20 protein-coding genes are annotated in these 23,013 nt (G+C 62.6%); 7 read left to right on the top strand and 13 right to left on the bottom strand.

Annotated elements, in window-relative coordinates; all coding sequences use genetic code 11:
* Nucleotides 1–12: 12 nt before the first annotated feature.
* From ASS64_RS09620 to acsA, 5 genes are read right to left on the bottom strand one after another with little or no spacing between them, the layout of a single operon-like run.
* A complete protein-coding gene (locus ASS64_RS09620) occupies nt 13–261 on the bottom strand; it encodes an acyl carrier protein (RefSeq protein WP_067693413.1) in 249 nt (82 codons plus the stop codon).
* Nucleotides 258–1,445, bottom strand: coding sequence for a dihydrolipoamide acetyltransferase family protein (locus ASS64_RS09615; protein ID WP_255356029.1), 1,188 nt, complete (start codon nt 1,443–1,445; stop codon nt 258–260). Before ASS64_RS09615 ends, ASS64_RS09620 begins: the two co-directional genes overlap by 4 nt.
* Before the next feature lie 18 nt (nt 1,446–1,463).
* Nucleotides 1,464–2,438, bottom strand: a complete 975-nt coding sequence (locus tag ASS64_RS09610) for an alpha-ketoacid dehydrogenase subunit beta (RefSeq protein WP_067693407.1) — start codon at nt 2,436–2,438, stop codon at nt 1,464–1,466.
* Nucleotides 2,435–3,427: a pyruvate dehydrogenase (acetyl-transferring) E1 component subunit alpha gene (pdhA, locus tag ASS64_RS09605; protein ID WP_067693404.1), complete on the bottom strand. Its 993-nt coding sequence runs from the start codon at nt 3,425–3,427 to the stop codon at nt 2,435–2,437. Before pdhA ends, ASS64_RS09610 begins: the two co-directional genes overlap by 4 nt.
* Nucleotides 3,424–5,175, bottom strand: a complete 1,752-nt coding sequence (gene acsA, locus ASS64_RS09600; RefSeq protein WP_157075145.1) for an acetate--CoA ligase — start codon at nt 5,173–5,175, stop codon at nt 3,424–3,426. The genes pdhA and acsA overlap by 4 nt, the downstream gene beginning before the upstream one ends.
* 226 nt (nt 5,176–5,401) lie before the next feature.
* Here acsA and ASS64_RS09595 point away from each other — a divergent pair, with 226 nt between their 5' ends.
* A complete protein-coding gene (locus ASS64_RS09595) occupies nt 5,402–6,526 on the top strand; it encodes a hypothetical protein (RefSeq protein WP_067693401.1) in 1,125 nt (374 codons plus the stop codon).
* A gap of 5 nt (nt 6,527–6,531) precedes the next feature.
* Here the strand turns inward: ASS64_RS09595 and ASS64_RS09590 are convergent, their stop codons facing one another.
* The 3 genes from ASS64_RS09590 to ASS64_RS09580 form a co-directional block, all read right to left on the bottom strand.
* Nucleotides 6,532–7,521 carry a ribose-phosphate pyrophosphokinase gene (locus tag ASS64_RS09590; protein WP_067693398.1) on the bottom strand — a complete coding sequence of 330 codons (990 nt, stop codon included), beginning with the start codon at nt 7,519–7,521 and terminating at the stop codon, nt 6,532–6,534.
* Between the two features lie 117 nt (nt 7,522–7,638).
* Nucleotides 7,639–8,748: a site-2 protease family protein gene (locus ASS64_RS09585; protein WP_067693395.1), complete on the bottom strand. Its 1,110-nt coding sequence runs from the start codon at nt 8,746–8,748 to the stop codon at nt 7,639–7,641.
* 190 nt (nt 8,749–8,938) lie between these two features.
* Nucleotides 8,939–9,763: a class II glutamine amidotransferase gene (locus ASS64_RS09580; RefSeq protein WP_067693392.1), complete on the bottom strand. Its 825-nt coding sequence runs from the start codon at nt 9,761–9,763 to the stop codon at nt 8,939–8,941.
* 62 nt (nt 9,764–9,825) lie between these two features.
* Between ASS64_RS09580 and ASS64_RS09575 the strand changes: the two genes are divergently transcribed.
* Together ASS64_RS09575 and ASS64_RS09570 are read left to right on the top strand one after the other, a co-directional pair.
* Complete coding sequence (locus ASS64_RS09575; protein WP_067693389.1) at nt 9,826–10,317, top strand: hemerythrin domain-containing protein; 492 nt, start codon at nt 9,826–9,828, stop codon at nt 10,315–10,317.
* Nucleotides 10,314–11,804: a hypothetical protein gene (locus tag ASS64_RS09570; protein ID WP_067693386.1), complete on the top strand. Its 1,491-nt coding sequence runs from the start codon at nt 10,314–10,316 to the stop codon at nt 11,802–11,804. The genes ASS64_RS09575 and ASS64_RS09570 overlap by 4 nt, the downstream gene beginning before the upstream one ends.
* A 735-nt stretch (nt 11,805–12,539) precedes the next feature.
* On the opposite strand, the gene ASS64_RS09565 is transcribed toward ASS64_RS09570, so the two are convergent.
* The 5 genes from ASS64_RS09565 to ASS64_RS09545 are packed head-to-tail and all read right to left on the bottom strand — an operon-like array spanning nt 12,540 to nt 17,072.
* A complete protein-coding gene (locus ASS64_RS09565; protein WP_234002369.1) occupies nt 12,540–13,685 on the bottom strand; it encodes a 12-oxophytodienoate reductase in 1,146 nt (381 codons plus the stop codon).
* Nucleotides 13,682–14,485: an alpha/beta fold hydrolase gene (locus ASS64_RS09560; RefSeq protein ID WP_067693383.1), complete on the bottom strand. Its 804-nt coding sequence runs from the start codon at nt 14,483–14,485 to the stop codon at nt 13,682–13,684. Before ASS64_RS09560 ends, ASS64_RS09565 begins: the two co-directional genes overlap by 4 nt.
* Nucleotides 14,486–14,493: 8 nt before the next feature.
* Nucleotides 14,494–14,961 (bottom strand): nuclear transport factor 2 family protein, encoded by a 468-nt coding sequence (locus ASS64_RS09555; protein ID WP_067693380.1) that lies wholly within the window; start codon nt 14,959–14,961, stop codon nt 14,494–14,496.
* Between the two features lie 25 nt (nt 14,962–14,986).
* Complete coding sequence (locus ASS64_RS09550) at nt 14,987–16,279, bottom strand: acyl-CoA dehydrogenase family protein (RefSeq protein WP_067693377.1); 1,293 nt, start codon at nt 16,277–16,279, stop codon at nt 14,987–14,989.
* 40 nt (nt 16,280–16,319) lie between these two features.
* Nucleotides 16,320–17,072, bottom strand: coding sequence for an SDR family NAD(P)-dependent oxidoreductase (locus ASS64_RS09545; protein ID WP_083508281.1), 753 nt, complete (start codon nt 17,070–17,072; stop codon nt 16,320–16,322).
* Nucleotides 17,073–17,344: 272 nt separating this feature from the next.
* On the opposite strand from ASS64_RS09545, the gene ASS64_RS09540 reads away from it, so the two are divergent.
* From ASS64_RS09540 to ASS64_RS09525, 4 genes are read left to right on the top strand one after another with little or no spacing between them, the layout of a single operon-like run.
* Nucleotides 17,345–19,606 carry a TonB-dependent receptor gene (locus ASS64_RS09540; RefSeq protein WP_067693374.1) on the top strand — a complete coding sequence of 754 codons (2,262 nt, stop codon included), beginning with the start codon at nt 17,345–17,347 and terminating at the stop codon, nt 19,604–19,606.
* Nucleotides 19,607–19,619: 13 nt separating this feature from the next.
* On the top strand, nt 19,620–20,354 hold the full coding sequence (locus tag ASS64_RS09535) for an SDR family NAD(P)-dependent oxidoreductase (RefSeq protein WP_067693372.1): 735 nt from the start codon (nt 19,620–19,622) through the stop codon (nt 20,352–20,354).
* Between the two features lie 20 nt (nt 20,355–20,374).
* The gene (locus tag ASS64_RS09530; protein WP_067693370.1) at nt 20,375–21,373 is read left to right on the top strand and encodes a phosphotransferase family protein; all 999 of its coding nucleotides are present in this window, start codon (nt 20,375–20,377) and stop codon (nt 21,371–21,373) included.
* Entirely contained in the window at nt 21,373–23,004 is a 1,632-nt protein-coding gene (locus ASS64_RS09525; protein WP_067693367.1) for a long-chain-fatty-acid--CoA ligase, read from the top strand. The genes ASS64_RS09530 and ASS64_RS09525 overlap by 1 nt, the downstream gene beginning before the upstream one ends.
* Nucleotides 23,005–23,013: the final 9 nt, after the last annotated feature.

The following is a 23,013-nucleotide window of genomic DNA, read 5'->3' as shown; positions in this document are numbered from 1 at the left end:
GGTGCGTATGGGTCATTTCCCGGCATGATCGACCAGCCACTGCGTTGCCCCGCCGATGGTGACGAATTGCCCGGCATCGGCTTCCGGGATCTCAACATCGAGGCGCTGGTGAAGTGCGACGATGAGGTTGAAGATGTCCATCGAATCGAGGTCGAGCGCCTCGCGCAGGTCCTCCTCGTCGCCGATCGCGACCGGTGCCACGTCGGGCGCAATGGTCTCGATCTCGACGATCACGATCTGGCGCAGCTCTTCGGACGTCATAGCGCCTCCGGCTGCGAGAGGAGCTCCTCGATGCGGCGCAGCAGCAGTGCGCCGCGATGCCCGTCATTGGCGCGATGGTCACCGGCAAGGCTGGCAGTGATGACCGGCCGGACCGCCAGCGCTTCGTGCTCGGCCCAGGGGCGTTGCTGGACGCTGCCGAAGCCGATGATCGCGACTTGCGGCGGGTAGATCACCGGCCACAGACTCTCGACCCCGCGCTCGCCGAGACTCGAGACGGTGACGGTCGGATCGCCGATCTCGGAGCTGCGGAACTGCCCACGCCGGGTGCGTGCGACCAAGTCGCGCAGCCGTTCCATCAGCTCGGGGAGAACCAGGCGGTTTGTGTGGCGGATCGCAGGTGCTGCCAGCCCTCCGCCGCGAATGGAGATCGCATTGCCGACATGGATCGCCTCGATCGGTCGAAAGCCGTCCTCGCCATAGTGCCCGTTGAACTCTGGAAAATCGGTAAGTGCCACCGCGACGGCTTTCACCAGCAAGGCGCCGAGCAGCAGCCGCTCGGGAGGCATGCGCTCGGCATTGTAGTTCTCCAGCCAGGCCAGGGCTGCGCTGAGATCGAAGCTGTGCGAGAGGTAGTAATGCGGGATCTCGCGCTTCGAGCGCGCCATGGCAGCGGCAATCGCTCGACGCATGGCGGCAAGGTCGACCCCTTCCGCGGGCGCGGGCTTGGCGGGCTTTACCGGCTTTGCCGCCTCGACATCGGAGAACTGGATCGCACCACCAGGCCCGCTGCCAGCGATAGTTGCCAAGTCGAACCCGCGCTCGCTTGCCAGCCGGCGTGCTGCGGGCGAGGCGCGCAGCGCACCGTCGACAGCGACGGGACGGCCAGCTGGCGGAGGAACTGCGGGTCTGGGTTCGGGAGGCGCTTCTGTAGGCGCTTCGGCGACCGCGGGTGATGGCGGCGGAGCTCGCGCAGGGGCGGCTTCGGGAGCTTTGGCAGGCTCATCCTCGTCGTCTATTCGCGCCAGCGCCGTGCCGACCGGAACCTTGCTCCCCGCATCGACCAGCAGCTCCTCGATCTCGCCTTCTTCGAACACTTCCACCTCGATCGCGCCCTTGTCGGTCTCGACCACCGCGATGATGTCGCCATGCGCGACGTGGTCACCGGGTCCCTTGAACCATTCGACGAGGACGCCTGCTTCCATGTCTGCTCCGAGCGATGGCATGGCAAAGATGCCCATCGTTCAGTGCCCCATGACCGCACGGCCCGCGGCCACGATCTTCTCGACGCTCGGCAGCGCTGCATCCTCGAGATGCTTGGCGTAGGGGATGGGCACCTCCTCGCTGCATACGCGGGCAAGCGGCGCGTCGAGGTTCCAGAAGCCCTGCTCGACTAGGCGCGCCATGATCTCGGCCGAGATGCTGCCAGAACGCCAGCCTTCGTCCACGATCAGACAGCGCCGCGTCTTGACAACGCTTGCAAGGACCGTGTCTTCGTCGAGCGGGCGCAGAACCCGCAGGTCGATTACCTCGGCCGAAATGCCATGGCCTGCCAGCTCTTCAGCCGCCGCGAGCGACTTGCCGAGCGAGCCGCCATAGGTGACCAGGCTCAGATCGCTGCCTTCACGCCGGATCGCGGCATGATCGATATCGACGGACACCGCTTCGCTCACCTCGCCCGTGTCATTGTAAAGCAGCGCATTTTCGAAGATCAGCACCGGATCGGGGTCTTCAAGTGCCGGTCCAAGCATGCCGGCAGCATCCTCGACCGTTGCAGGCGCCAGCACCCGGATGCCGGGAATATGGGCGTACCATCCCTCAAGGCTGTGCGAGTGCTGGGCTGCCAGTTGCCGCCCGCCGCCGGTCGCCATGCGGATGACCACCGGCACATGGAACTGCCCGCCCGACATGTGCCGGATAGTGGCGGCATTGTTCATGATCTGATCGAGCGACAGCAGCGAGAAATTGCAGGTCATGACCTCCACGATCGGGAGCATCCCGCCCATCGCGGCGCCAATGCCGGCACCTGTAAAGGCGCTTTCGGATAGCGGGGTGTCGCGGATGCGGTCGGGTCCGAACTCCTCGAGCAGCCCCTTGGAGACCGCGTAGCAGCCGCCATAGCTCCCGACGTCCTCGCCCATCAGGAAGACGCGCTCATCCGCCTGCATCGCGTTGCGGATCGCGCCGCGTACGGCTTCGCGATAGGTGAGCTCGGTCATGGGCGGCGCTCCGCCCCTACATCGCGCAGCAGGTCCTCGACCGGTTCCCAGGTGCCCGCTTCGGCGAAGGCGACCGCATCGGCCACTTCGCGCGCTACCTCCTCTTCGATCTCGGCGACGTCGTCTTCGCGTAGCTCGCCTGCTTCGAGCGCCCATTTCTGAAAGCGCAGAATCGGCCCGCGGCCGCGCCACTGCTCGACCTCTTCCTTGGCGCGGTAGAGTTGGGGATCGTACATCGAATGCGCGCGAAACCGGTAGGTGCGGCATTCGAGAAAGAACGGTCCGCCGGTCTCGCGAATGGTCGCAACCGCGCGGCGGGCGGCGACCTCGACGGCAACCACGTCCATCCCATCGACCCATTCGGACGGCATCTTGTAGCAGGCTGCCTTGGCACTGATGTCGGTTTCGGATTCCGAGCGGTCGAGCGCCGTGCCCATCGCGTAAAGGTTGTTCTCGCACACGAAGAGCACCGGCAATTGCCAGAGCGCTGCGAGGTTGAGCGTCTCGTGAAACTCGCCCTCGGCCGCTGCCCCTTCGCCGAAAAAGCACGCCGAGATCCGCTTGCGCCCGGCCATCTTGTCGGCAAGCGCAAGTCCTGCAGCCACCGGTAGGCCGCCGGCGACGATCGCGTTACCACCGTAAAAGCGCGTCGCAGCGTCGAACAGGTGCATCGATCCGCCCCTGCCGCGGCTGCAGCCTTCCTGCTTGCCGAACATCTCCGCCATGATCGCGCCTGGATCGACGCCCTTGAGCAATGCATGGCCGTGCTCGCGATAGGTCGCGACGACGGCGTCTTCGGGCGAAAGCGGCTGCATGACGCCGACGGCCACTGCCTCTTCGCCGATATAGAGGTGCAGAAAGCCGCGGATTTTCTCCTGCGTATAGAGCTCGGCGCATTTCTCCTCGAAACGGCGGATGCGCAACATCTGGTGGAGCAGCGTACGGCAATGCTCGCGATTCAGCCGTACCTTCGTAGCAGTCGCGCTCATGCGCTCGGTTCCAGCGTCGAGGTATCGCCTTCGGGGAGGCCCAGCTCGCGTGCTTTCAGCAGCCTGCGCATGATCTTGCCCGAGCGCGTCCGGGGCAGATCGTCGCTGATCTCGATCTGGCGGGGTGCAATCGCGGCCCCAAGCTTCTTGCGCGCATGGGCGATGAGCTGTTTGCGCAATTCCTCGGACGGCTCGTGCCCGTGATGGAGCGTGACATAGGCCTTCACTACCTCGCCGACGCGCTCATCGGGCATGCCGATGACGGCTGCCTCTGCGACGGCCGGGTGTTCGACGAGTGCGCTTTCGACCTCGAACGGGCCGATCAGGTGGCCGGCCGACTTTATGACATCGTCGGCGCGTCCGACGAACCAGAAATACCCGTCGGCATCGCGCATCGCGAGGTCACCGGTAAGATACCAGCCGTCCTGGAAGGTCTTCTCGTAGCGCTCCTGCTCGCCGAGATAAGTGCGGAACATCGACGGCCAACCGGCGCGCAGTGCAAGGTGGCCGGGCTGCATCACGCCTTCGACAGGGGCGAGGGCGTCCTCGCCCACCTCCATGATCTCGGCCTCGACACCGGGCAGCGGCTTGCCCATGGAGCCGGGCTTCACATCCATCGATGCGTAATTGGCAATCATGATCCCGCCGGTTTCGGTCTGCCACCAATTGTCGTGGAACGGCTTGCCGAAAACACGCGCACTCCACTGGACGGCCTCGGCGTTAAGCGGCTCACCGACGCTGGCAAGGAAGCCCAGTCTGGAAAGGTCGTGTTCCTTTGCAAGTTCGGCGCCAGCGCGCATCAGCAGGCGGATCGCCGTGGGCGCCGTGTACCAGACGGTCACCTGCTCGCGCTCGAGCAGTCCGTACCAGCGCTCGGCATCGAATTCGGCTTCCTCGATCACCATGGTCGCGCCCGCGCACAGCGGCGCGATAATCCCGTAGGAGGTGCCAGTGATCCAGCCGGGATCGGCGGTGCACCAGTAGATATCCTCGGGATGCAGATCGAGCGCAATGCGGCCCGTCGCATTGTGTGCAATCACCGCCTCGTGGACGTGGACCGCGCCCTTGGGCTTACCGGTGGTGCCGCTGGTGAAATGAAGGAGCGCCATGTCCTGCGGATCGGTCGCGACGCATTCGAACTCGGCCGCTGTTTCGCCGAGGGCTTGGGCGAGATCGACCGTGCCTTCGGGCGCCTGATCGGCACATGGGGTCAGCAGCACGAGTTGCAAATGCGGCAGCTTTTTGCGCGCCGGTGCCACCTTCTTGGTATAGGTGCGCGGGCTCACCAGCAGCACCTCGCCTTCGCCGATCTCGAGCCGCGAGCGCACCGGTTCGGGCCCGAAGGCCGAATAGAGCGGGCAGAACACGCCGCCTGCCTTCAGCGTGCCGAGCGCCGCAATGTAAAGCTCCGGTACCCGGCCGAGCAGTGAATAAACCCGCGTACCCTTGCCAAACCCGCGATCGGCCAGCATCCGCGCGAAGCGGTCGGTTTCGCGCTTGAGCTCGGCAAAGGTGAAGCTGCGGCGATCCCCGTTCTTGCTCAGCCAGCGCAAGGCCTCTCGCTCGCCATGGCCGTGGACGACATGCCGATCAACCGCTTCGTAAGCGATGTTGAGACGGCCGCCGGGTAAGTAATCGAGCCATGATCGAAAGGCATCCCAGCCCAATTCCTCGCGCGCGATCGCCAGATCGGGCATATTCGCCGCTTCGCGCTCCGCTTGCGACTTGCGGATGAAATCGTCGGGCAATGGCCTCTCCCCATACAGGTTTGCTGCACCGGTGCGAATGATGTGCGCTCCCAGCTGATGAGTAATTACGGGATGTTCCGGGGCGCCAGGCGCTGGAGGTGGCCGATTGCCCGCCACACCCGGTCATTTGCGTACTGTCGGGCAGGTAGGCGCGTCCTAGAGTTTGACGCTTGAACGATTGGCTTGCGCGAGGATTGTGCCAGCTTTGTCAAAGAGTCGAAGTACCATGGTCGACCAACGGCCGCCCGCCGATGTAGTCGTTTGCAGGGCGCAGGAGCAGAAACGCCCGGACGCATTGTCGCATATCGTCGCACGCGCCGAGATCGCTGGCGGCCTGGCCGCAGCCCACCTTGCAGAAGTGGTCGACTTGCTCGCAAACCCGCAGACCTACGATCCCGGCCTGGCCCAGGTCGAGATCAAGGAAACGCACATGTCGCTGGTCTTCCTCGCCGGGCAAGAGGTCTACAAGCTCAAACGGCCGGTGAAGCTGAGCGGGCTCGATTTCCGGCCGCTCGAGGAGCGTCGGAGGAGTTGCGAGGCGGAACTCAGGATCAACCAGATTCTCGCGCCGGGCGTCTATCTTAGGGTCACCCCGGTCGCGCGCAGCGACAACGGCACGCTCAACCTGGGTGGTCCGGGGACGCCTGTCGATTGGCTTGTAGTGCTGCGACGGCTTGATGAAGATCAGGCGCTCGATCGCCTGATCGCCCGCGATGCGGTGCATCCTTCCGATCTCGAGCCGGTATGCAAGGCCCTTGGCCGCTTCTACCGCGAGCAGCGCCGGCCCGCGATCTCGTGCGACCAGATGATCGACAGGTGGAACCAACGGATCGGGCATGTCGCAGCAAGCTTGACCGACCCGATCTTCGACCTGCCCACGGAGTTGGTCGATCCACCGCTTGCGGCTCTCAAGCGGTTCATGGAATGCGATGAGGGCCTTATCGCATCTCGTGTGGGGGAAGGTCGGATCGTCGATGGTCATGGCGATCTGAAACCCGAACATGTCTATCCCGGGCCTCCGGTACTACTGATAGACCGGCTGGAATTCGACGAGCGGCTGAGGTGGTGCGATCCCTTCGACGAGATTGCCTTTCTCGGGATGGAATGCGCCATGCTGGGTGCGCCGTGGATTGCACCGGCACTCGTGGATCTGCTGTCGTGCGAACTCGATGACCGGCCACCGCAGCGCCTGCTGCGCTTCTACCGTTGCTACCGAGCATCGTTGCGCGCACGGCTTTCGATCGATCACCTGCGCGACGAGGCCCCGCGCACGCCCGAACGCTGGCCGCGCCGGGCGCGCAGCTATCTGCGCATGGCGGCAGCGAATCTGCCCGAGGCCAGCCACGCTTAAATCCGTCAGTCGTAAGGCAGCAATTCGCTCACCGGCTCGCCCGAGTGGAGCCGTTCGATCACGCTGGCCACCAGCGGGGCCGCCTCGAGCACTTCGATCTTGGCTCGCGCTTCGTCGGCAAGCTGGGAGGCGAGCGGGATAGTGTCGGTCACGATCACGGTGTCGGGGCCCTGCTCGTCGGAAAAGAGCGGCGAATCGAGGGTGAACATCCCATGCGCGGCAATCGCCAAGACATCGGCCGCGCCGGCCGCGCGGGCGGCCTTGCAAGCGCGCAGGATCGTGCCGCCGCTGCTGATGAGGTCATCGACGATGATTGCGACCGCTCCGGCAACGTCTCCTGCGAAATAGTGGCCCGAGACAACGCCTTTGCTGCGGTGCTTGTCCATGATCGCCTTCCCGATCGGCCGGCCAAGGGAAGCTTCGAGCTCGTGGCGCAATAATTCGGCTCGCTTGTTGCCGCCAGCATCGGGTGAGACGACGGCCACCGGACCGTCGCCAAGGCGGGTTACGAGATGGCGGGCAAACAGACGCGCGAGAGCAAGATGTTCGGGACGGCAGGTGCGAAAGGCGTTCTCGAAAGCGCTGATATTGTGCGCCTCTATCGTAAGGATGCGATCGGTGCCCAGGCTCTCGAACAATCCTGCGACGTAGCGCGAGCTGACCGGATCGCGCGGTTTGGTCCGGCGATCCTTCCGGCTATAGGCAAGATAGGGCACGATGGCGGTCACTCGGGCTGCGCCTGCATCCTTCAAGGCGCCTATGAAGAACAGTAGTCGGATGAGCTTGTCGTTGGCGCTCGCCCCCGGTTCGCCGTGCAGGCTGTGCACAATATAGACCTCGCGCCCGCCGACCTCGGCGAGGGGCCGCGCCTTGTGCTCGCCGCCCTCGAATTCGCGCTCCTCATGCGCTGCAAGCGGTATCCCAAGGCCCCGAGCGATGCCCTCGCCAAAGGCCTCGCTTGAGTTGAGTGCGAAGAGAATGGGGTCGTCTCGCATGGCTTTTTCATCGTTTGCATAGTGGGATGGGGTAGCTTGGTCCGACAACCGCGACGGCACCATCGGGAATAGTACGCAACCCTGGTCACAGGCTGACCGGCAGGCGGAGCGAGCAGATCAAATAGGCCCGGCACGACTCGCCTTGCGGTGCCCGGTAAGAGCACTTTCGAGCGCCATCTTCTCGAGCAGGTTGGGCCAGTTGACCAGCCCCAAGTAGCGCCCGGAGGAATCGACGACGGCCACCGCAGGCGCGCCGTTCTGCAGGTGCTCCACTGCGCTTTCGGCCCTGTCGTAAAGAACCAGTGTGGGAATGTCCCTTCGCATCACAGTGCCTATTGTCGCTGCCGGCCCCACCTTCGCAAGCGCGTCGATCAATTCGCGATGCAGGACCACCCCGAGAAGGCGAGTTTCGTCATCTACAACCGGGAATTCGGTCGAATCCGAATGCACAAGTGCTTCGGCGGCAGTGAGCACGGGATCGAATGCGCCAAGGCGGGGCTGATCGGTGATCATCACGGCCGCCACCGGCGTTCCGCCGATCGCGTGGCGAACCATATCGACTTTCGCCTCGGACCGGGCGGCGAAGAAGATGAATATTCCGATCGCCAGCAGGACGAAATTTGCGCTCATCAGTCCCAGCAGGGCTAGCGCAATGGCAACTCCCTGGCCGACCCATGCGGCGATTCTGGTCGCCTTGTGCCGCGCAATCACGAAAGTCAGCACAGCACGCAATATCCGTCCGCCATCCATCGGGAAAGCGGGCAGCAGATTGAAAAGTCCGACCACCAGATTGAACAGCGCCAGCTGCTCGACCAGGTTGAATTCGCCTTCGGCAAGCCCGGCCAATGCATCGAGTTCCGGCCACCGGCCGAGCACCAGCGAGAGAATGCCGAACAGCACGAAATTCACCGCCGGACCGGCCACCGCGATGGCGAGCTCTTGCTGCGGCTCATTCGGGATGCGCTGGAGCTTGGCAAGCCCCCCGATCGGCAGCAGCATAACTTCGGGCGTATGCACGCCAAAAAGCCGCGCCACTCGTATTTGGCCGAATTCGTGCAGCACGATACAGGAAAATATCAGGCACAAGAAAATCGCGGCCGTAAGTGCCGCCGTTGCGCCGCTCGCGAAGAACACCGCCAGGCAAAGAAGCGTGAAAAAGAGAATGAAGCTCCAGTGGAGCCGGATGGCTGTCTCCGCAATTGAACCGATGGCAAACGAATGGGGCACCTGAAACTCATCCCGTGAGCGATCGTGGTGATCGTAATATGCCGTCGCTGGCGAACGGTCGGGTGCCTATCCGTAAATGTCCGAGGCCTCCCGCCGCATGTTTCAGCAACTGGCGCTGCCTGAGGGAGTCTACCTAGTGAGCTAGGTAGCTGCCTGACCTATCGCTTGCGAGAGAATGGCCGAGTCGCGTTCAAACTCGCTCCAAATCGAGCATTTCGATCGAAATCCGGCAATCCGGGCCGACGCGGTAGATGCTGCGATCGGGAACGTCGCGCCAAACCTCGTGGCTGATCGGTTCAGAGGCAAGCACGATCGCGCGGTAGTCGGTACGCGGATCGTGGTGGATATGGGGGAAGCCGCAGATCTCGCAGTCATGGACTCCGTCGCGCTCAACGAATTGGAGCGGTCGGCCATATCGGGTACCGACCATCTCGCGTCCGTTGGTGAGCATGATGTTGAGGCCGATCCGGGCATCGGGATCGATTTCGACGCTCCGCGCGACGATCCAGCCGACGACGTCGCGAACGATCTCGAAAGTGGAACGCTCGGGCTCCGCGACCTGCCACGCTCGGATCAGGTGGAAGACATGCTCGCTGTCGGTCTCGCCGGCGATCAGCGCATGGCGCGACTTGGGAAGCCGATCGATCAGCAACGGACGAAGCTTCGTAAAATTGGGCACCGTGCCGTTATGCGCAAACGCCCAGCCGTCGTCCGCGAAGGGATGGGTGTTGGCAACATCCGGCTCGCCGACCGTCGCACGCCGGACATGGGCAAGCACCTGTTTCGAGTATATCCGCGCCGCCATGCGCTGGAAGTGTTCGCCATGATAGGCTGCCCAGGCCTGCTTTTCGATCTGGGGGTGCCCATTCTCGAAGGTCGCGACGCCCCAGCCATTGGCATGGCTCTTGCCCGATCTGTCAGCCCGGCTCTGAACCATCAGCGCGTTTTGCGCATGCACCAGGGTGCATTCGACCTTGGTCGGTTCGGTGGCATGAAATCCGTAGAGGCGGCACATGATCTGCCTCCTCTGCGAAGGTCTGCATCCCCGCCATCCGCAATATCCCGGAGATACACGCCATGACCGATCCGGTGCGCGAACTGTTCGACGATTTTCGCCACGACCACGAAGTGCTCGGGCATGGTTTGCACGATATTGCGACCGCGCTGCGCAGCGCGCGGGATGAAGATGCGGCGGATGCTGCCCGGCGGCTCGATCTGGCCGCAGGCGCGCATATCGCCTTTGAGCAAAGTCACTTCTATCCCGAGCTACGCAAGCTCATCGGCGCCCAGGAAGTGGACCGCTTCGAGGACGAGCACGCACGCGGGCTCGCGGCCATCGTCAGACTGGGAGGCATCGGCCCGGGCCAGGAATTGAGCGCGGCGGAACGCGCCGAACTTTTGGCGCAGATCGAAACCATGCAGGTTCACACTGACGAATGCGGGGAGCATTTCGGCGCGCTTGGCCGAATACCTCGCGAGCGCCAGGCAGAACTCCTCGCTGCGCTCAGGGACCTGCGCGAACAGGCCCCACGCTGGACGGCGCTGGTGCCCGACCGGACGGCGGGATGAATGCCGCCGACATATCCCAAAATCCGCCGGCGGGCGCAGCCGGACTGACCTTTCGCAGCGATTATGAGCCGAAAATCGACTCGAACGAGAAGGCGCGCATCGCAGATGTCGCCCACCATATCCTGCTCGAGCGACCCCGCCTTGACCGGCTGCCGCCGTTCGGCCCGCACTGCCGCCAGGGTCTCGTCGACGCGCCGTCGTTGCTGATCGAGGATCATAGCGGCATCCAGCTGGCGCATGAGCACGGTGCGGACCAGCACTTGAGCTATCGCGCGGCACTGCTGGCAGGCGATGGCGATCTGCTCGCGGTCTATGGCGAGCGGGAGCCCGCTTTCGAAGCCTATTGCCGCGACGTATTGGGACTTGGCAGTTTCAGAGTTATCGCCCCTCCGATTGCCGATCCAATCCAGTCGCTCGCGCGAGCCTGTATCGCCGACGGGACGCTTCTCGAGGCCGCGGCAGCATCGGCCAGCAGGGCGGGTGCGCTCAATCTCGTGCCGTATATGACGACCGGCGCGATCTGGCTGCTCGCAGCCGAAATCGGCTACCGCGCGGGCGTTCCGGTGTTCGTCGCCGGGCCCAACCCACAGCTGGTTCGCGCGGTAAATGACAAGCTGTGGTTCGCGCGCTGGGCCGCGCGGTTGCTAGGCAAGGCAGCCGTTCCGGAAAATCGCTCCGTCTATGGAATGGCGGCGCTTGTCGGCCATATGCGACGTTTCATGATGCAGCATCGCGCTATCGGTCTAAAGCTATCCCATAGCGCCGCGTCGCTGGGAAATATGGTGTTGGCGAGCGAGGACTATGCCGGCCTTTCCCCGAGCGTCGTCGCCGGGCGTCTGCGGGATCTCATGGCGCAACGAGGATGGCGCAACCCGTTCCCGCTACAATTGACGGCATGGGAAGGACCACTGCTCGGCAGTCCTTCGGTGCAATCGTGGATTCCGCACGTCGCCGATGGCCCGCCCATCGTCGAAGCGGTTTTCGATCAGGCGACCAGCGGCAGCGCAGCGCGTTTCATCGGCGGAATGCCAAGCGAGTTCGGCTATGCGCTGCAGACAAAACTCGCCCACGAGGCGGCGTGTCTTGCCACTCTGTTCCAAAGTCTTGGGTTTTTTGGACGCTGCAGCTTCGATGCAGTGGTGATTGGAGAAGACGAGACGACCGCGAAGCTGCATTGGGTCGAATGCAATGGCCGATGGGGAGGAATGTCGTTACCGATGACGCTGGCAAACCGTCTCATGGGAGACTGGCGGGGGCGCGGATTTCTCGTCTTCAGCCATCGCGACGAAGGCTTGATCGGTCTCAATCTGGCCGAGGTTCTCTCTCGCTGCGATAGACTGCTCTTCCGCACCGGCCAGAAGGAGGGCCTGGTCATCTTAACGCCCGGTCAGTTCGCGATTGGCCGTCTGGATTGCCTGGTTCTCGCATCCGATCAGGCAGCAGCACGGGAGATCGCGGAGCGCACGGCCCACCAGCTTGCCGAGTAAGAGCCACCCGAAATCCGCGCGGCCAAAATGTGAGTCCCGAGAATGGCTAGCCAGCGCCAGGTCTCAGATGAAGTAGACGTCGCCCACGGCGGACCCGAATCCTGCTTGGGAAAGTCCCGCGTCTGATCAGCAGGGCGGCCAGCCAGAGGCTATCCCGCTGATTGAGCCGAGCAAAAGCATAAAGACTGTGTCGGTGCAGAGCGTGAGCCATCAAGGGCGCACGGCGCTTACCCACGGAGACCACATGCCATCTGCGGCACCGCTCAATACCAAAACGGGCAGCTCGATCGCGCCAAAATCTGTGCTGTGCTGCTAATAGAGTTGTTCGCTTCCCATATTGAGAGAACGACGCCTGAAACGTCGTAAGCGGGGGGTGCCTGTGTCTGTTCGGCGATACGTGAAGCGTCATCGGCAACCGGAGAGGCCTCTCCACCCAGCGTCCACGCAGCGTTTTCCCACTGCGCTGGAGGCCGAGTGCAAGAGCATACTGCAAATGCGCCTGCTGCCCGTCGGAACTCCTGGTTCGACAGAAACATGGGGGCCGTTCGCAGGCATTTCGCCTTCGATATGCGCCCTCACCGAAAGGGCCATTGGGGTGCCGATCCGACTAGAGACATTCTTGACCCGGGTATCCGCGCCGCGCAGCCGCACAAATTGGAGCGCCGAGGTTCGGGTGAGGGGCGAACTGGGTTCACTTCCGAGCCATCGGCTATCGAAAGCGAATGTCCCGATCCGCTACGGATGCTCGTATTGCTTCAGGGCGATTGTGCGATCGTAGGGTGTGAGTTCATCTATCCGACGCTCCTCGATTTTCTCCAGCCAGTCGGGGTCGGCAAGAAGGACCCGACCTAGCGCGACAAGGTCGAAATCGCCCCTTTCGAACATTTTCATCAGGTCGAGCAGGCGATTCAGCATTGGCGAGGAAGTACCCTCGACGAAATCCTCCATGAGGTCTCGGTTCATGCCGATCGATCCCACTGTAATGACCGGTTTCCCAGTCACTTCCTTGATCCATCCGCCGAAGTTACGGTCGTCGCCGGTAAACTCGGGTTCCCAGAACCGTCGTTGCGACGCGTGGAAAATGTCGACTCCGGCACTGGCCAGGGGATCGAGCCAGCGATACATTTCATCCGGATCGTTCGCCAGCTTCACTTCGTAGTCGTAGGTTTTCCACTGGGAGACGCGTAGGATGATCGCAAATTCATCACCCACCGCCTCACGGCAAGCCGCAACGACCTCGGCTGCGAAGGTCGTCCTGTCCGAGATGTCGGGGCCGCCGTACCGGTCCTTGCGAAAGTTGGTCTTGTCCCAGAAGAACTGGTCGAAGAGGTAGCCATGTGCGCCGTGAAGCTCGATCGCGTCACAACCCATGTCCTTGGCATGACGCGCCGATTTGGCGAATGCCGCCACGGTGTCGGCGATATCCTCGTCGCTCATTTCGCGGCCACCGGCAACGTCCGGCCCGGCGAAACCGGACGGACTTACCAGCGGTGCGTGCGGCGAATCCGGGAAATTGAAATCGATGCATCCGCCAACGTGCCACAACTGAGGCACGAACATGCCGCCTTCGGCATGCACGGCTTCGACCGCGCGCTCCCAGCCGGCGAGAGCTTTGTCGCCGTCAAATATCGGCACGGTATCGGCCGCAACGCAGTGGTCGATGGCAACGCCCGTCCCTTCCGTGATGACGGTACCGATGCCCGCTGCGGCGCGCCGGCGATAATACTCCGCACCCTCTTCGGTCAGCACGCCTCCCGGTGCAAAGTAGCGCGACATCGGTGCCATGCAGTACCGATTGCCTGCCTTGAGGGACTTACATTCGAACGGCGTGCGCAGAGGGGCGAGCAGCGCGGCAAGGTCGTCGATCGTTGAAGATGTCACGCTATCTTCCTCATAAATTCGAGCAGGGCGTCATTGTACAAGGTTGGAGCTTCGAGCTGGGGCGAATGGCCGGTGTCGAGTGTCAGCAGCGTACCCTTACTGGCGCATTTGGCCGCGAAACCGGCGATGGCCGGATCGGCAATCGTATCCTTCGCTCCGCCTATGCACAGGATCGGGAAGGGGAAAGACGACAGCAATTCACGCTGATCGAGCGTAGCGAGGCCGGCAAGCGTCTCACTCGCTCTGGGCCCGGAACCGAGAAACCCTCGCTCGACCCAGGCGATCAGCGCTTCGCTCGCCCCTTCGCCACACGCGCCTTCGGCAAGGGTACGGAAGAAGTTGGGCCTGTCGGAAGTAATGGCGGCACCGATACCGAGGACATCCTCGGCCGTCCCGCCATGCGGGAAGTCCTCCCCTTGAACATAGCGGGGAGACGCGCCGCAGGTGAGGATGATGCCCGCAACCTGTTCGCGCAGCAGATCGGCAGCAGCAACGGCAACCGCAGCACCCAGTGACCACCCGTTGAGTACTATGCGGCTGACTCCGCATTGCCGGACAATCGCCGCGACATCTGCGGCTATCGCATCGATCGACATATCGGGAAAGTCGCGGTCCGAGCGTCCGCAACCGCGATGATCCACGACGATGGCACCGAAGCCTTCGGCTTGAACCGCCTCGACGGCGGATGCCCAATACTCGCCGGACATGCCCCAGCCGTGGATCAGCACGACGGGTATCTTTTCCCCGCGGTGGTGCTCGAAGTAGACGTGGCCGCCGTCATCGGTCTCGAAGAAGGCCATAAGTGCTCCTAAGCAGGTGGAGATAGGGTTACGCCGGGCAGCGGATCGAAGTGATGCATCTTCACCTTCCGGTGCGCGATTTTCCAGATGCCGCCGCGCCGTTCGAACCGGTCGAAATAGCTCGCACTAACGGTCTGCGCCTGGCCGTCCGACGTAGTGCCGATGCAGTCCACGTCGCACATCCCGCGGGCCATGTCCGCCCCATCGAAGGTAATGACGAGATTGGTGGTGAAGTGGCTCGACGCGAGCCAGGCATCCCACAGGACGTCCTCGGTGACATGCGCTATGCCCTCGATCCCCTCGAAGCTTCCGAACGGAGGGCCGATGTCCCAGATCGCATCGGGCCACCAGATCGCCGCAAAGCGATCCCAGCTGCGCTTGTCGAAGCCATGGCAGTAATCGCTCACCAGATCATGCATTGCGAACCTGCTCTCTATCCGGTCGAGCCGGCTCTCGCGGTCGGTTGAATCTGGCATGCGCTGCTCCCGGAGAACGAATTAGCTAGTCGATGTAGGCGGCGAACTTCCTGCGTGCCGCTTCCAGCCGCGCCGGCACATGATAGCTGGGGAATGGACCGTCCGATGGCTGCGTATTGCGCAGGATGTCTTTAGCCACGGCGATCTTGTGCACCTCGGTGGGCCCATCGACGATCCCCATTTCGGGCACGTATTGCCACATATCCATGAGCGGGGTTTCGTTCGACATTCCGAGCGATCCGTGAAGGTGGAGCGCGCGATAGACGACATCCTTGAGCACGCCCGGCATGGCGGCCTTGATGGCACTGATCTCGCGTCGCACGGGGCGCGTGTAAGCCTGGTCGCGATCCAGCAGCCAGGCTGCATAGAGCACGTGCAGCCGGAACTGGAGAATTTGCGTGTAGCTATCGGCGATCTTTTCCTGGACCATCTGCTTGTCGGCCAGACGTTCGCCCTTCGTCACACGGCTGACCACGCGCTCCTTCATGTATTCCATCGCCTTGTTGAGCATGCCGACCGTGCGCATGGCGTGATGGATCCTTCCGCCACCGAGCCGCGACTGCGCGACCTTGAAACCCTCGCCCACCGGGCCGAGTCTGCTCGCCTCGGGTACCCGACAATCCGTGAAACGCAGATAGCCATGCACCCCGCTGTCGATATCGTCTTTCGGTCCGACAGCGGTGTTGCGCACAAATTCCAATCCCGGCGTGTCGCGGGGAACGATCAACATTGTCGAGCCCTGGTGCACGGCGACCGAAGGGTCGGTGATGACCATCACGATCAGGAATTCGGCGATGCAGGCGTGGCTCGCGAACCACTTCTCACCGTTGATCACCCAATCGACGCCGTCGAGACGCGCCTGGCATGTGAACTCGCCCGGATCGGAGCCTGCCTGTGGCTCGGTCATGGAATAGCAGGAGACGATTTCGCCATCGAGGAGAGGCTGAAGGTATTTGGCCTTCTGCTCAGGCGTCCCGAAGCGTGCGAGGATTTCGGCATTGCCGGTGTCCGGGGCCTGCGTCCCAAAAACAGTCGGAGCGAAGCGGCTTCGCCCGAGGACTTCGTTCATGAGACCAAGCTTGAGCTGGCCGAAACCCTTTCCGCCAAGTTCGGGACCGAGATGGCAGGCCCACAAGCCGCGCCGTTTCACCTCTTCCTTGAGCGGAGCCATGGCGCGCGCAGCCGGAGAGTTCGGGTCGACATGAGCGCCGGGATCGCGAAACACGAGGTCCAGCGGCTCGATCTCATCCGCGACGAAACCGCGCATCCATTCGAGTTGCTCCTCGAACTCGGGATCGGTCGAAAAGTCCCAGCCCATCAGCAGTTCCGTCCCGTGTTACCAAGGTATGTTGCCACCGTCATTGTCCCGCATACCAGGCGCCATCGACCCAGATCTCCGCGCCCGACACATATTTTGCCTCGTCCGATGCGAGGTAAAGGCTGGCGTAGGCCACATCGATCGGCTCGCCCGCATCGCCCATCGGGATAGCCGCCTTGATAGCCTTGTCCTGTTCGGGAGAGATGTCGCCAAGGATCGGTGTCTTGATCTGGCCGGGAAAGATCGTGTTCACCCGGATGCCTTTCTTGGCAAATTCGAGAGCACCGGCCTTGCCCATGAGCCGAACGGCGGCTTTCGAGGCGTGGTATGAGATCGCGTTCGGGCTGCCCATCAGGCCGAAAAGCGAGCTGATGTTGACGATCGCGCCGTTCCCCGATGCGAGCAATGCCTCGCTCGCGGCCTTCATTCCCAGGAACACTCCGGTCTGGTTGATCGCAATCATGCGATCCCAGCCTTCCTTGGTTTCCTCGACGATGCCGCCCGGGTGAAAGATCCCGGCGTTGTTGACCAGCGTCGTGAGCTTGCCGAAGCGCGAGACTGCCTCTCCAACGGCCGAGGTCCAGCTGTTCATATCAGTCACATCGAGATGCACGAATGCCGCATCGCCGCCCTCGCCTTTGATGCTCTCCACCACGGCATCGCCCTTGTCGGTCTGCAAATCCCCAATGAGGACGCTGGCACCTTCCCTGGCGAACAACATTGCCTGCGCTTCTCCCAGGCCGCTTGCACCGCCCGAAATGAGCGCCGCCTTTCCGCTAAGCCGACCCGCCATTCACTCTCTCCCACTCGCCATTCTTGCGTTGCAAACCTTCTCGCATACTTATTAGCTTGGAACAAGCAACAATGATAAGTCAGGTCGGAAATCCCGAACTTATCTTCTTTATCAGTGGCTTGTATAGGTTTGCCTTTGGCGCGGAATCGCCGTGAATAAAATTTGCTTGTCGAGAGCAAACAAGTGAGGCATGTTTCGATTGGAGCGTAAATCGCGAGAACCGCAAAAGCGTTCGCGAGCAGAGATTACGCCCCTGGTAGGGAGAGAGAATCATGATCGATCGCGTGAAACACGTGAGCCTGCTCGCGGTTGCGGCCGCCACCGTCTGGCCCACCACCGCCGTCCATGCCCAGGATAACGGCGACGCAGTGCAGGAGGACACGCCCGGGGGGCTCAATGTCATCGTCGTCACCGCGCGCAAACGCGAAGAGAGCATGCAGGACGTCCCCGCCTCGATCAGTGCGCTTTCTGCCGAGGAACTCGACAAGCGCTTCGACTCCGACGTACGCGACTTCGCCGACTCCTCACCCAACATCGTCATCGACGACACGCAGCAGGGGCCGGGAGGCGTGGCCGCAGTCTACATCCGCGGCATCGGCGTCGCCGACGTCGAAAAGTCGGTCGACCCCGCAGTCGGCGTGGTGTTCGACGACATCTACATCGGTCAGAGCTCGGGAAGTCTCCTGCGAGCAATCGATATCGACCGGGTCGAGGTTCTGCGCGGCCCGCAGGGGACGCTCTTCGGTCGCAATGCAACCGGCGGCGTCATCAACATCGCGCGATCACGCCCGACCTACGATCTTTCCGGCAAGGCCCGCCTGACCTATGGCAGGTTCGACAGCTGGAAGATCGAGGGCGTCGCGAGTACCGGATTGACCGACAATCTGGCGATCAAACTGAGCGCCGCCTACGAAAAGTCCGACGGCTATATCTACAACGCATTCTACGACCAGCCGGGCCAGAGATCTGAGTTCTATGCCCTGTCCGGCACCCTGTTGTTCGAGCCGGTCGACAATCTCGCGATCCAACTGAGCTACGACCATCAGAAGACCGAACAGGATCCGCCGCAACTGCTAGCGATCAACCGGTCAACCGACCTGTTCTGCGTTGTCTACAACCAGTGCTCGCCAGCGCCCGGCGTGCCGACTTCGGGCGATCGTTATGTCAGCATCTCGGATGGCAGGCTGGAGAAGAACGCCACTTTCAAACTCGACATGGCGATCGGCAAGGCAACCTACGAAATCGGATCCGACATGCAGGTCGATTACATCTTCGGCTGGCTCAAGACCGACGAGGAAATCAACCAGGACTTCGATGCGGCACCCCTGACCCTCTACCATACTGATCGCCCGGCACGCTGGCGGCAGACAACCAACGAATTAAGGCTGACCAAGGGCGGCGCCGGCCCACTGACCTTCGTTCTGGGGGGATATCATTGGGATTCGCGCTATACGATCAACCTCAAGAATTACATCGGCTTCGCCGGTCCGCCACTGCTGACCAGCGCGCAGGACGTTACCCAGACCAACAAATCCTGGGCGATTTACGGCGAAGCTGATTACGAGATTGTCGATCGCCTGACCCTGACGCTCGGCGCCCGATATACCAAGGACAAGAAGTCGAGCATCGTCAACGACTTGCCGATCTTCATCTACGGCACTTCGGTCGAACAGAACCCGATCGCGACCCTTCCCGGAGCGATCTCCATGGCGACTCCGGTCAGGGAGAGCTGGTCGAAATTCACGCCACGGGTTTCGCTGCGCTACGAGTTTACGGACGACGTCATGGCCTATGCGCTGTGGTCGCGCGGCTATCGCGGTGGCGGGTTCAATGGGCGGCCATCGACGATTGGCGCGGCGACCATACCTTACGATCCCGAAACGCTCGACAATTACGAGGCGGGCTTCAAGGCCGAACTCGCGAACGGACTGGTGCGGCTCAACGGCGCCGTATTCCTGATGAAGTACGACGACATGCAGCAGGATCTGGACGTTCCGGCGCCCGGCACCTCCACGGGACGCGAAAACCGAACGATCAATGCGTCTTCGGCCGAACTCAAGGGCTTCGAGCTCGATTTGACCGCCCTACCGTTCGACGGCTTCACGCTCCGCGGCAACCTTGGCTATCTCGACGCCGAGTATAAGGATTTCGTGGGCGACATCTTCAGTACCGGCACCCCTGTCGATGCCACCTTCCTCGACATCCGCCGTGCGCCGAAATGGACCTGGAGCCTCGGCGGGACCTACGAAACCGATATCGGCGAGAACGCCACGGCCTGGGTAACCGGCGACATCCATTATATCGGCGCGCACGAGATTACCTTCCTCAACAACCCGAATTTGCGCAATGACGGTCAATACCTGATCGATGCATCGATCAATGTCCGTTTCGATCGCACGACCGTCAGCCTCTTCGGCAAGAATTTGGCCGACGAGGACGGCTGGACGATCGGCTATGACGTTCAGGGTATCTGGAGCTATGGCGCCCCACGTCCCCGGCGCACTTGGGGCGTCGCCCTGACGCAGACCTTCTAAGACGATCCTCGAAATGGCGGTTGAACCGAAGGCCGAAAAGCGAAGATGGGTCGTCACGGGGGCATCGCGTGGGCTTGGGCTCGCGATTGCCCGCCTGGCGGCGAGCAAGGGCGACCGGGTCGCCCTCTTATCGCGAGGCAAGGAAATCGAGGATTGCGCGAAGGCGATCGATGGCGATGCCATGGGTTTGGCGGCCGATGTGGCGGAACCGCAGGCCGCAATCGATGCATGTTCGACAATTGCCGAGCGGTGGGGCGGCATCGACATCCTCGTCAACAACGCGGGCCTGCATCGCGGGGGGCGGGTGGATGCGTTGTCAGACGAAGACTGGCAAGCGGTACTCGATACGAACCTGTCCGGGCCCTTCAATTTCGTACGCTCCGCGCTACCGCATATGGGCGCTGGCGGCTCGATCGTGAACATCGGAGCGGTCGTGGGCCTGCGCGGCTTTACCGGGGATGCCGCCTATGGCGCATCCAAGGCCGGGCTGGCGGGTCTCACGCGAGTGCTGGCTATCGAGCTCGCGCGGCAGGCGATCCGGGTCAACCTCGTCATCCCCGGAATGATCGCGACCGAAATGACCGCGAATATATCGGCTCGCGCCAAGGCGAAGTTGGTCGAAGGTATTCCCCTGGGGCGCGAAGGCACGGCCGAGGAACTCGCCGAAGTCGTTTGGTGGGTGGCGGGATCGCCATATATGACCGGCTCGATCATTTCGAACGACGGCGGTTTGCTGTGCAAGCTGTAATCGATTTACCGGAACGGCTCTTGCGATGGCTCGAGACCGAGGCGGGGATTGGCGATGCACGCCTTGTCCGCCGCCTCGAAGGAGGAAACGCCAATGTCACCTGCTTGCTCGAGACCGATGGCGGCCCGATGGTTCTGCGCCACCCACCGTCCGACACAATATCCGAATTCGCAGGAGCCGGCATAGAGCGCGAATTCCGCTTCACCTCTGCCATCGCGCAATCCGCACCGGTCCCCGAGCCGGTGTTGTTCTGCAACGACCGAACCGTACTCGGTGTCCCCTTCTCGATAACCCTTTTCGTTGACGGGACGGCAATCACGGACACCTTGCCGCCGGCCTATCCGGACAGCATCGCAACCCGCAACGTGATCGGCGGGGCACTGATCGATGCATTGGCCAGCGTCCATGCCATAGAACCGCTGCCCGCCGGTTTGGGCGATGCCGCCAAAGGTCGAGACTTCGTGTCCCGTCAGGTCCGCCGGTGGAGGCAGGTACGACGCGCAGAGGCTGTGCGCGACCTGCCGCAGATCGAAACGCTCGGCGCATGGCTGGTCGAAAATGTCCCGACGCCCGAGAGCGTGCGGATCGTGCATTGCGACTACCATCTGGACAACGTGCTCATGGACGCGAACGAACCTCAGGTGAATGCCATCCTCGATTGGGAAATGGCGACCCTGGCAGATCCGCTCGTCGATGTCGGGCTGGTCACGGCAATGTGGAATCGCGACGAACGCAAGCCTCTCGGCTTCGCTTTCGTTCAGCGCATATCCAACCATGCGGGTGTGATCTCCGGAAGCGGTCTCGCGGATCGCTGGAGCCATGCCACCGGTCTTTCGATCGACCGCCTCGCTTACTACCAGGCCTTCGCGCTCTGGCGGCTCGCAGCGATCGTCGAAGGTGCCTACGTTCTGTTTCGGAACGGCCAAGTGGACGGGGACTACGAGCGGGGGCTCGAGCGCGACGTTCCGGCATTGCTCGAGGCAGCAGAAGGCTTCGCGCGAGACGAGGGCTTCGCGTGATGGAAGCGACGATGATGCACGAGCCGTTGGGGACGCCGACGATCCTCGCCCATGGAGAGCGCATCCACGCATCGAGCCGAATCGGCTGCTTCGACGGCGAAGCGGTCACGTGGCGGACTTTCGCCGAAACGGCAGACAGGGCGCGTCGCCTTGCCGCTGCGCTCGCATCGGCGGGGGTGAAACCGAATGGTCGCGTCGCGACGTTGAGCTGGAACGACTTCGCGCATTTCGAAGCCTATCTCGCCGTACCGGCGATGGGTGCGGTTCTGCACACGCTCAACCTCCGGCTGCACCCCGATCAGATCGCATTCGTAATGGCCGACGCGGAGGATGCAGTTCTGATCGCCGATGGCGATCTGCTCGCCGACCTGCTCCCACAGATCAATTCCTTGCCGTGCCTGACTTTCATACTCGTCACGGGCAACACGGAGAATCTCGCAGGGCTTGAAAAGCTATGGATGCCCTACGAGGATTTCATTGCCGACCGGGCGCCAATGGCCGATTTCCCGGTTGCCCAGGAAACCGCGGCTGCAGCAGTCTGCTATACCTCCGGCACAACGGGCAATCCCAAGGGGGTAGTCTATTCGCACAGGACCATATTTCTGCACAGCCTGGCTTCCATGGCGGCGAACGCCTTCGGCCTGAGCGACCGTGACACGATCCTCCTGCTACCGCCCATGTTCCACGCCAATGCCTGGGGGCTTCCCTTTTCAGGCTGGTTCGCGGGAGCCGATTTCGTCCTGCCGTCGCGGCATCTGCAACCCGATGCGATACGCCGGATGATCCGCACCGTTGCGCCGACCTTTACCGCAACCGTGCCCACGATCCTCAACGACCTGCTGCGCGGCCATGCGACCGATCCGATCGACATGTCGAGCTTCCGGGCCATCGTTGCCGGGGGATCGGCCGTTTCGGAAGGGTTGATCGCCGATGTCGAGCGCAATTGGGACATTCCGCTTATCCAGGGCTGGGGCATGACGGAAACCAGCCCGCTTTGCGTCCTGTCGCATCCTGCCGCGGACACTAGCGGAGCCGGCGCGCGCGTTCTCAGGGCCAAGAGCGGCAGGCCGGTGCCCGGAGTCCAGGTGCGGTTGGTCGATGACGAGGGATCACCGGTCGCCGAAGACGGAGAGACAGTCGGCCGGCTTCAGTTGCGTGGTGCCTGGATTGCCCGCGGCTATCACCGGGGAGTCGGTGCCGAGGTACTTACCGAAGACGGTTGGCTCGATACCGGAGATGCGGGGACAATCGATGGCCGCGGCTATGTCCAGGTTACCGACCGTTTGAAGGATCTGATCAAATCGGGCGGCGAATGGATTCCTTCGGCCGAACTGGAAAACCATGTCGCCAGCTTGCCGGGAATCGATCTGGCCGCCGTCATCGCGGTTCCCGATCCGCGTTGGGAGGAGCGGCCACTGGCCATTGTCACGACCCTTGACGGACAGCGCCCCGATTTCGCAAAACTGCGTGGAACACTACGCGACCGGATCGCGCATTTCTGGGTACCCGAGTATTGGGCTCGTATGGACTCCCTTCCGTTGACCGGCGTCGGCAAGATAGACAAGCAGGCCTTGCGTGAAGCGGTCGATAATGGCGACACGCAATTTGAAAGGATCGACGACGTCCGATGAGTGCACCCT

It is taken from the genome of Erythrobacter sp. AP23, assembly GCF_001542855.1.
Taxonomy (GTDB): Bacteria; Pseudomonadota; Alphaproteobacteria; order Sphingomonadales; family Sphingomonadaceae; genus Qipengyuania.
The sequence above is the reverse complement of the archived record's forward strand: the minus strand, read 5'-3'. Positions and strand labels throughout refer to the sequence as shown.

Excerpts from the sequence above, each read along its gene's own strand:
- ASS64_RS09620 (WP_067693413.1), bottom strand. The coding sequence starts at position 261 with ATGACGTCCGAAGAGCTGCGCCAGATCGTGATCGTCGAGATCGAGACC.
- ASS64_RS09615 (WP_255356029.1), bottom strand. The coding sequence starts at position 1,445 with ATGCCATCGCTCGGAGCAGACATGGAAGCAGGCGTCCTCGTCGAATGG.
- ASS64_RS09610 (WP_067693407.1), bottom strand. The coding sequence starts at position 2,438 with ATGACCGAGCTCACCTATCGCGAAGCCGTACGCGGCGCGATCCGCAAC.
- pdhA (WP_067693404.1), bottom strand. The coding sequence starts at position 3,427 with ATGAGCGCGACTGCTACGAAGGTACGGCTGAATCGCGAGCATTGCCGT.
- ASS64_RS09595 (WP_067693401.1), top strand. The coding sequence starts at position 5,402 with ATGGTCGACCAACGGCCGCCCGCCGATGTAGTCGTTTGCAGGGCGCAG.
- ASS64_RS09590 (WP_067693398.1), bottom strand. The coding sequence starts at position 7,521 with ATGCGAGACGACCCCATTCTCTTCGCACTCAACTCAAGCGAGGCCTTT.
- ASS64_RS09580 (WP_067693392.1), bottom strand. The coding sequence starts at position 9,763 with ATGTGCCGCCTCTACGGATTTCATGCCACCGAACCGACCAAGGTCGAA.
- ASS64_RS09575 (WP_067693389.1), top strand. The coding sequence starts at position 9,826 with ATGACCGATCCGGTGCGCGAACTGTTCGACGATTTTCGCCACGACCAC.
- ASS64_RS09570 (WP_067693386.1), top strand. The coding sequence starts at position 10,314 with ATGAATGCCGCCGACATATCCCAAAATCCGCCGGCGGGCGCAGCCGGA.
- ASS64_RS09560 (WP_067693383.1), bottom strand. The coding sequence starts at position 14,485 with ATGGCCTTCTTCGAGACCGATGACGGCGGCCACGTCTACTTCGAGCAC.
- ASS64_RS09555 (WP_067693380.1), bottom strand. The coding sequence starts at position 14,961 with ATGCCAGATTCAACCGACCGCGAGAGCCGGCTCGACCGGATAGAGAGC.
- ASS64_RS09550 (WP_067693377.1), bottom strand. The coding sequence starts at position 16,279 with ATGGGCTGGGACTTTTCGACCGATCCCGAGTTCGAGGAGCAACTCGAA.
- ASS64_RS09545 (WP_083508281.1), bottom strand. The coding sequence starts at position 17,072 with ATGGCGGGTCGGCTTAGCGGAAAGGCGGCGCTCATTTCGGGCGGTGCA.
- ASS64_RS09540 (WP_067693374.1), top strand. The coding sequence starts at position 17,345 with ATGATCGATCGCGTGAAACACGTGAGCCTGCTCGCGGTTGCGGCCGCC.
- ASS64_RS09535 (WP_067693372.1), top strand. The coding sequence starts at position 19,620 with ATGGCGGTTGAACCGAAGGCCGAAAAGCGAAGATGGGTCGTCACGGGG.
- ASS64_RS09525 (WP_067693367.1), top strand. The coding sequence starts at position 21,373 with ATGGAAGCGACGATGATGCACGAGCCGTTGGGGACGCCGACGATCCTC.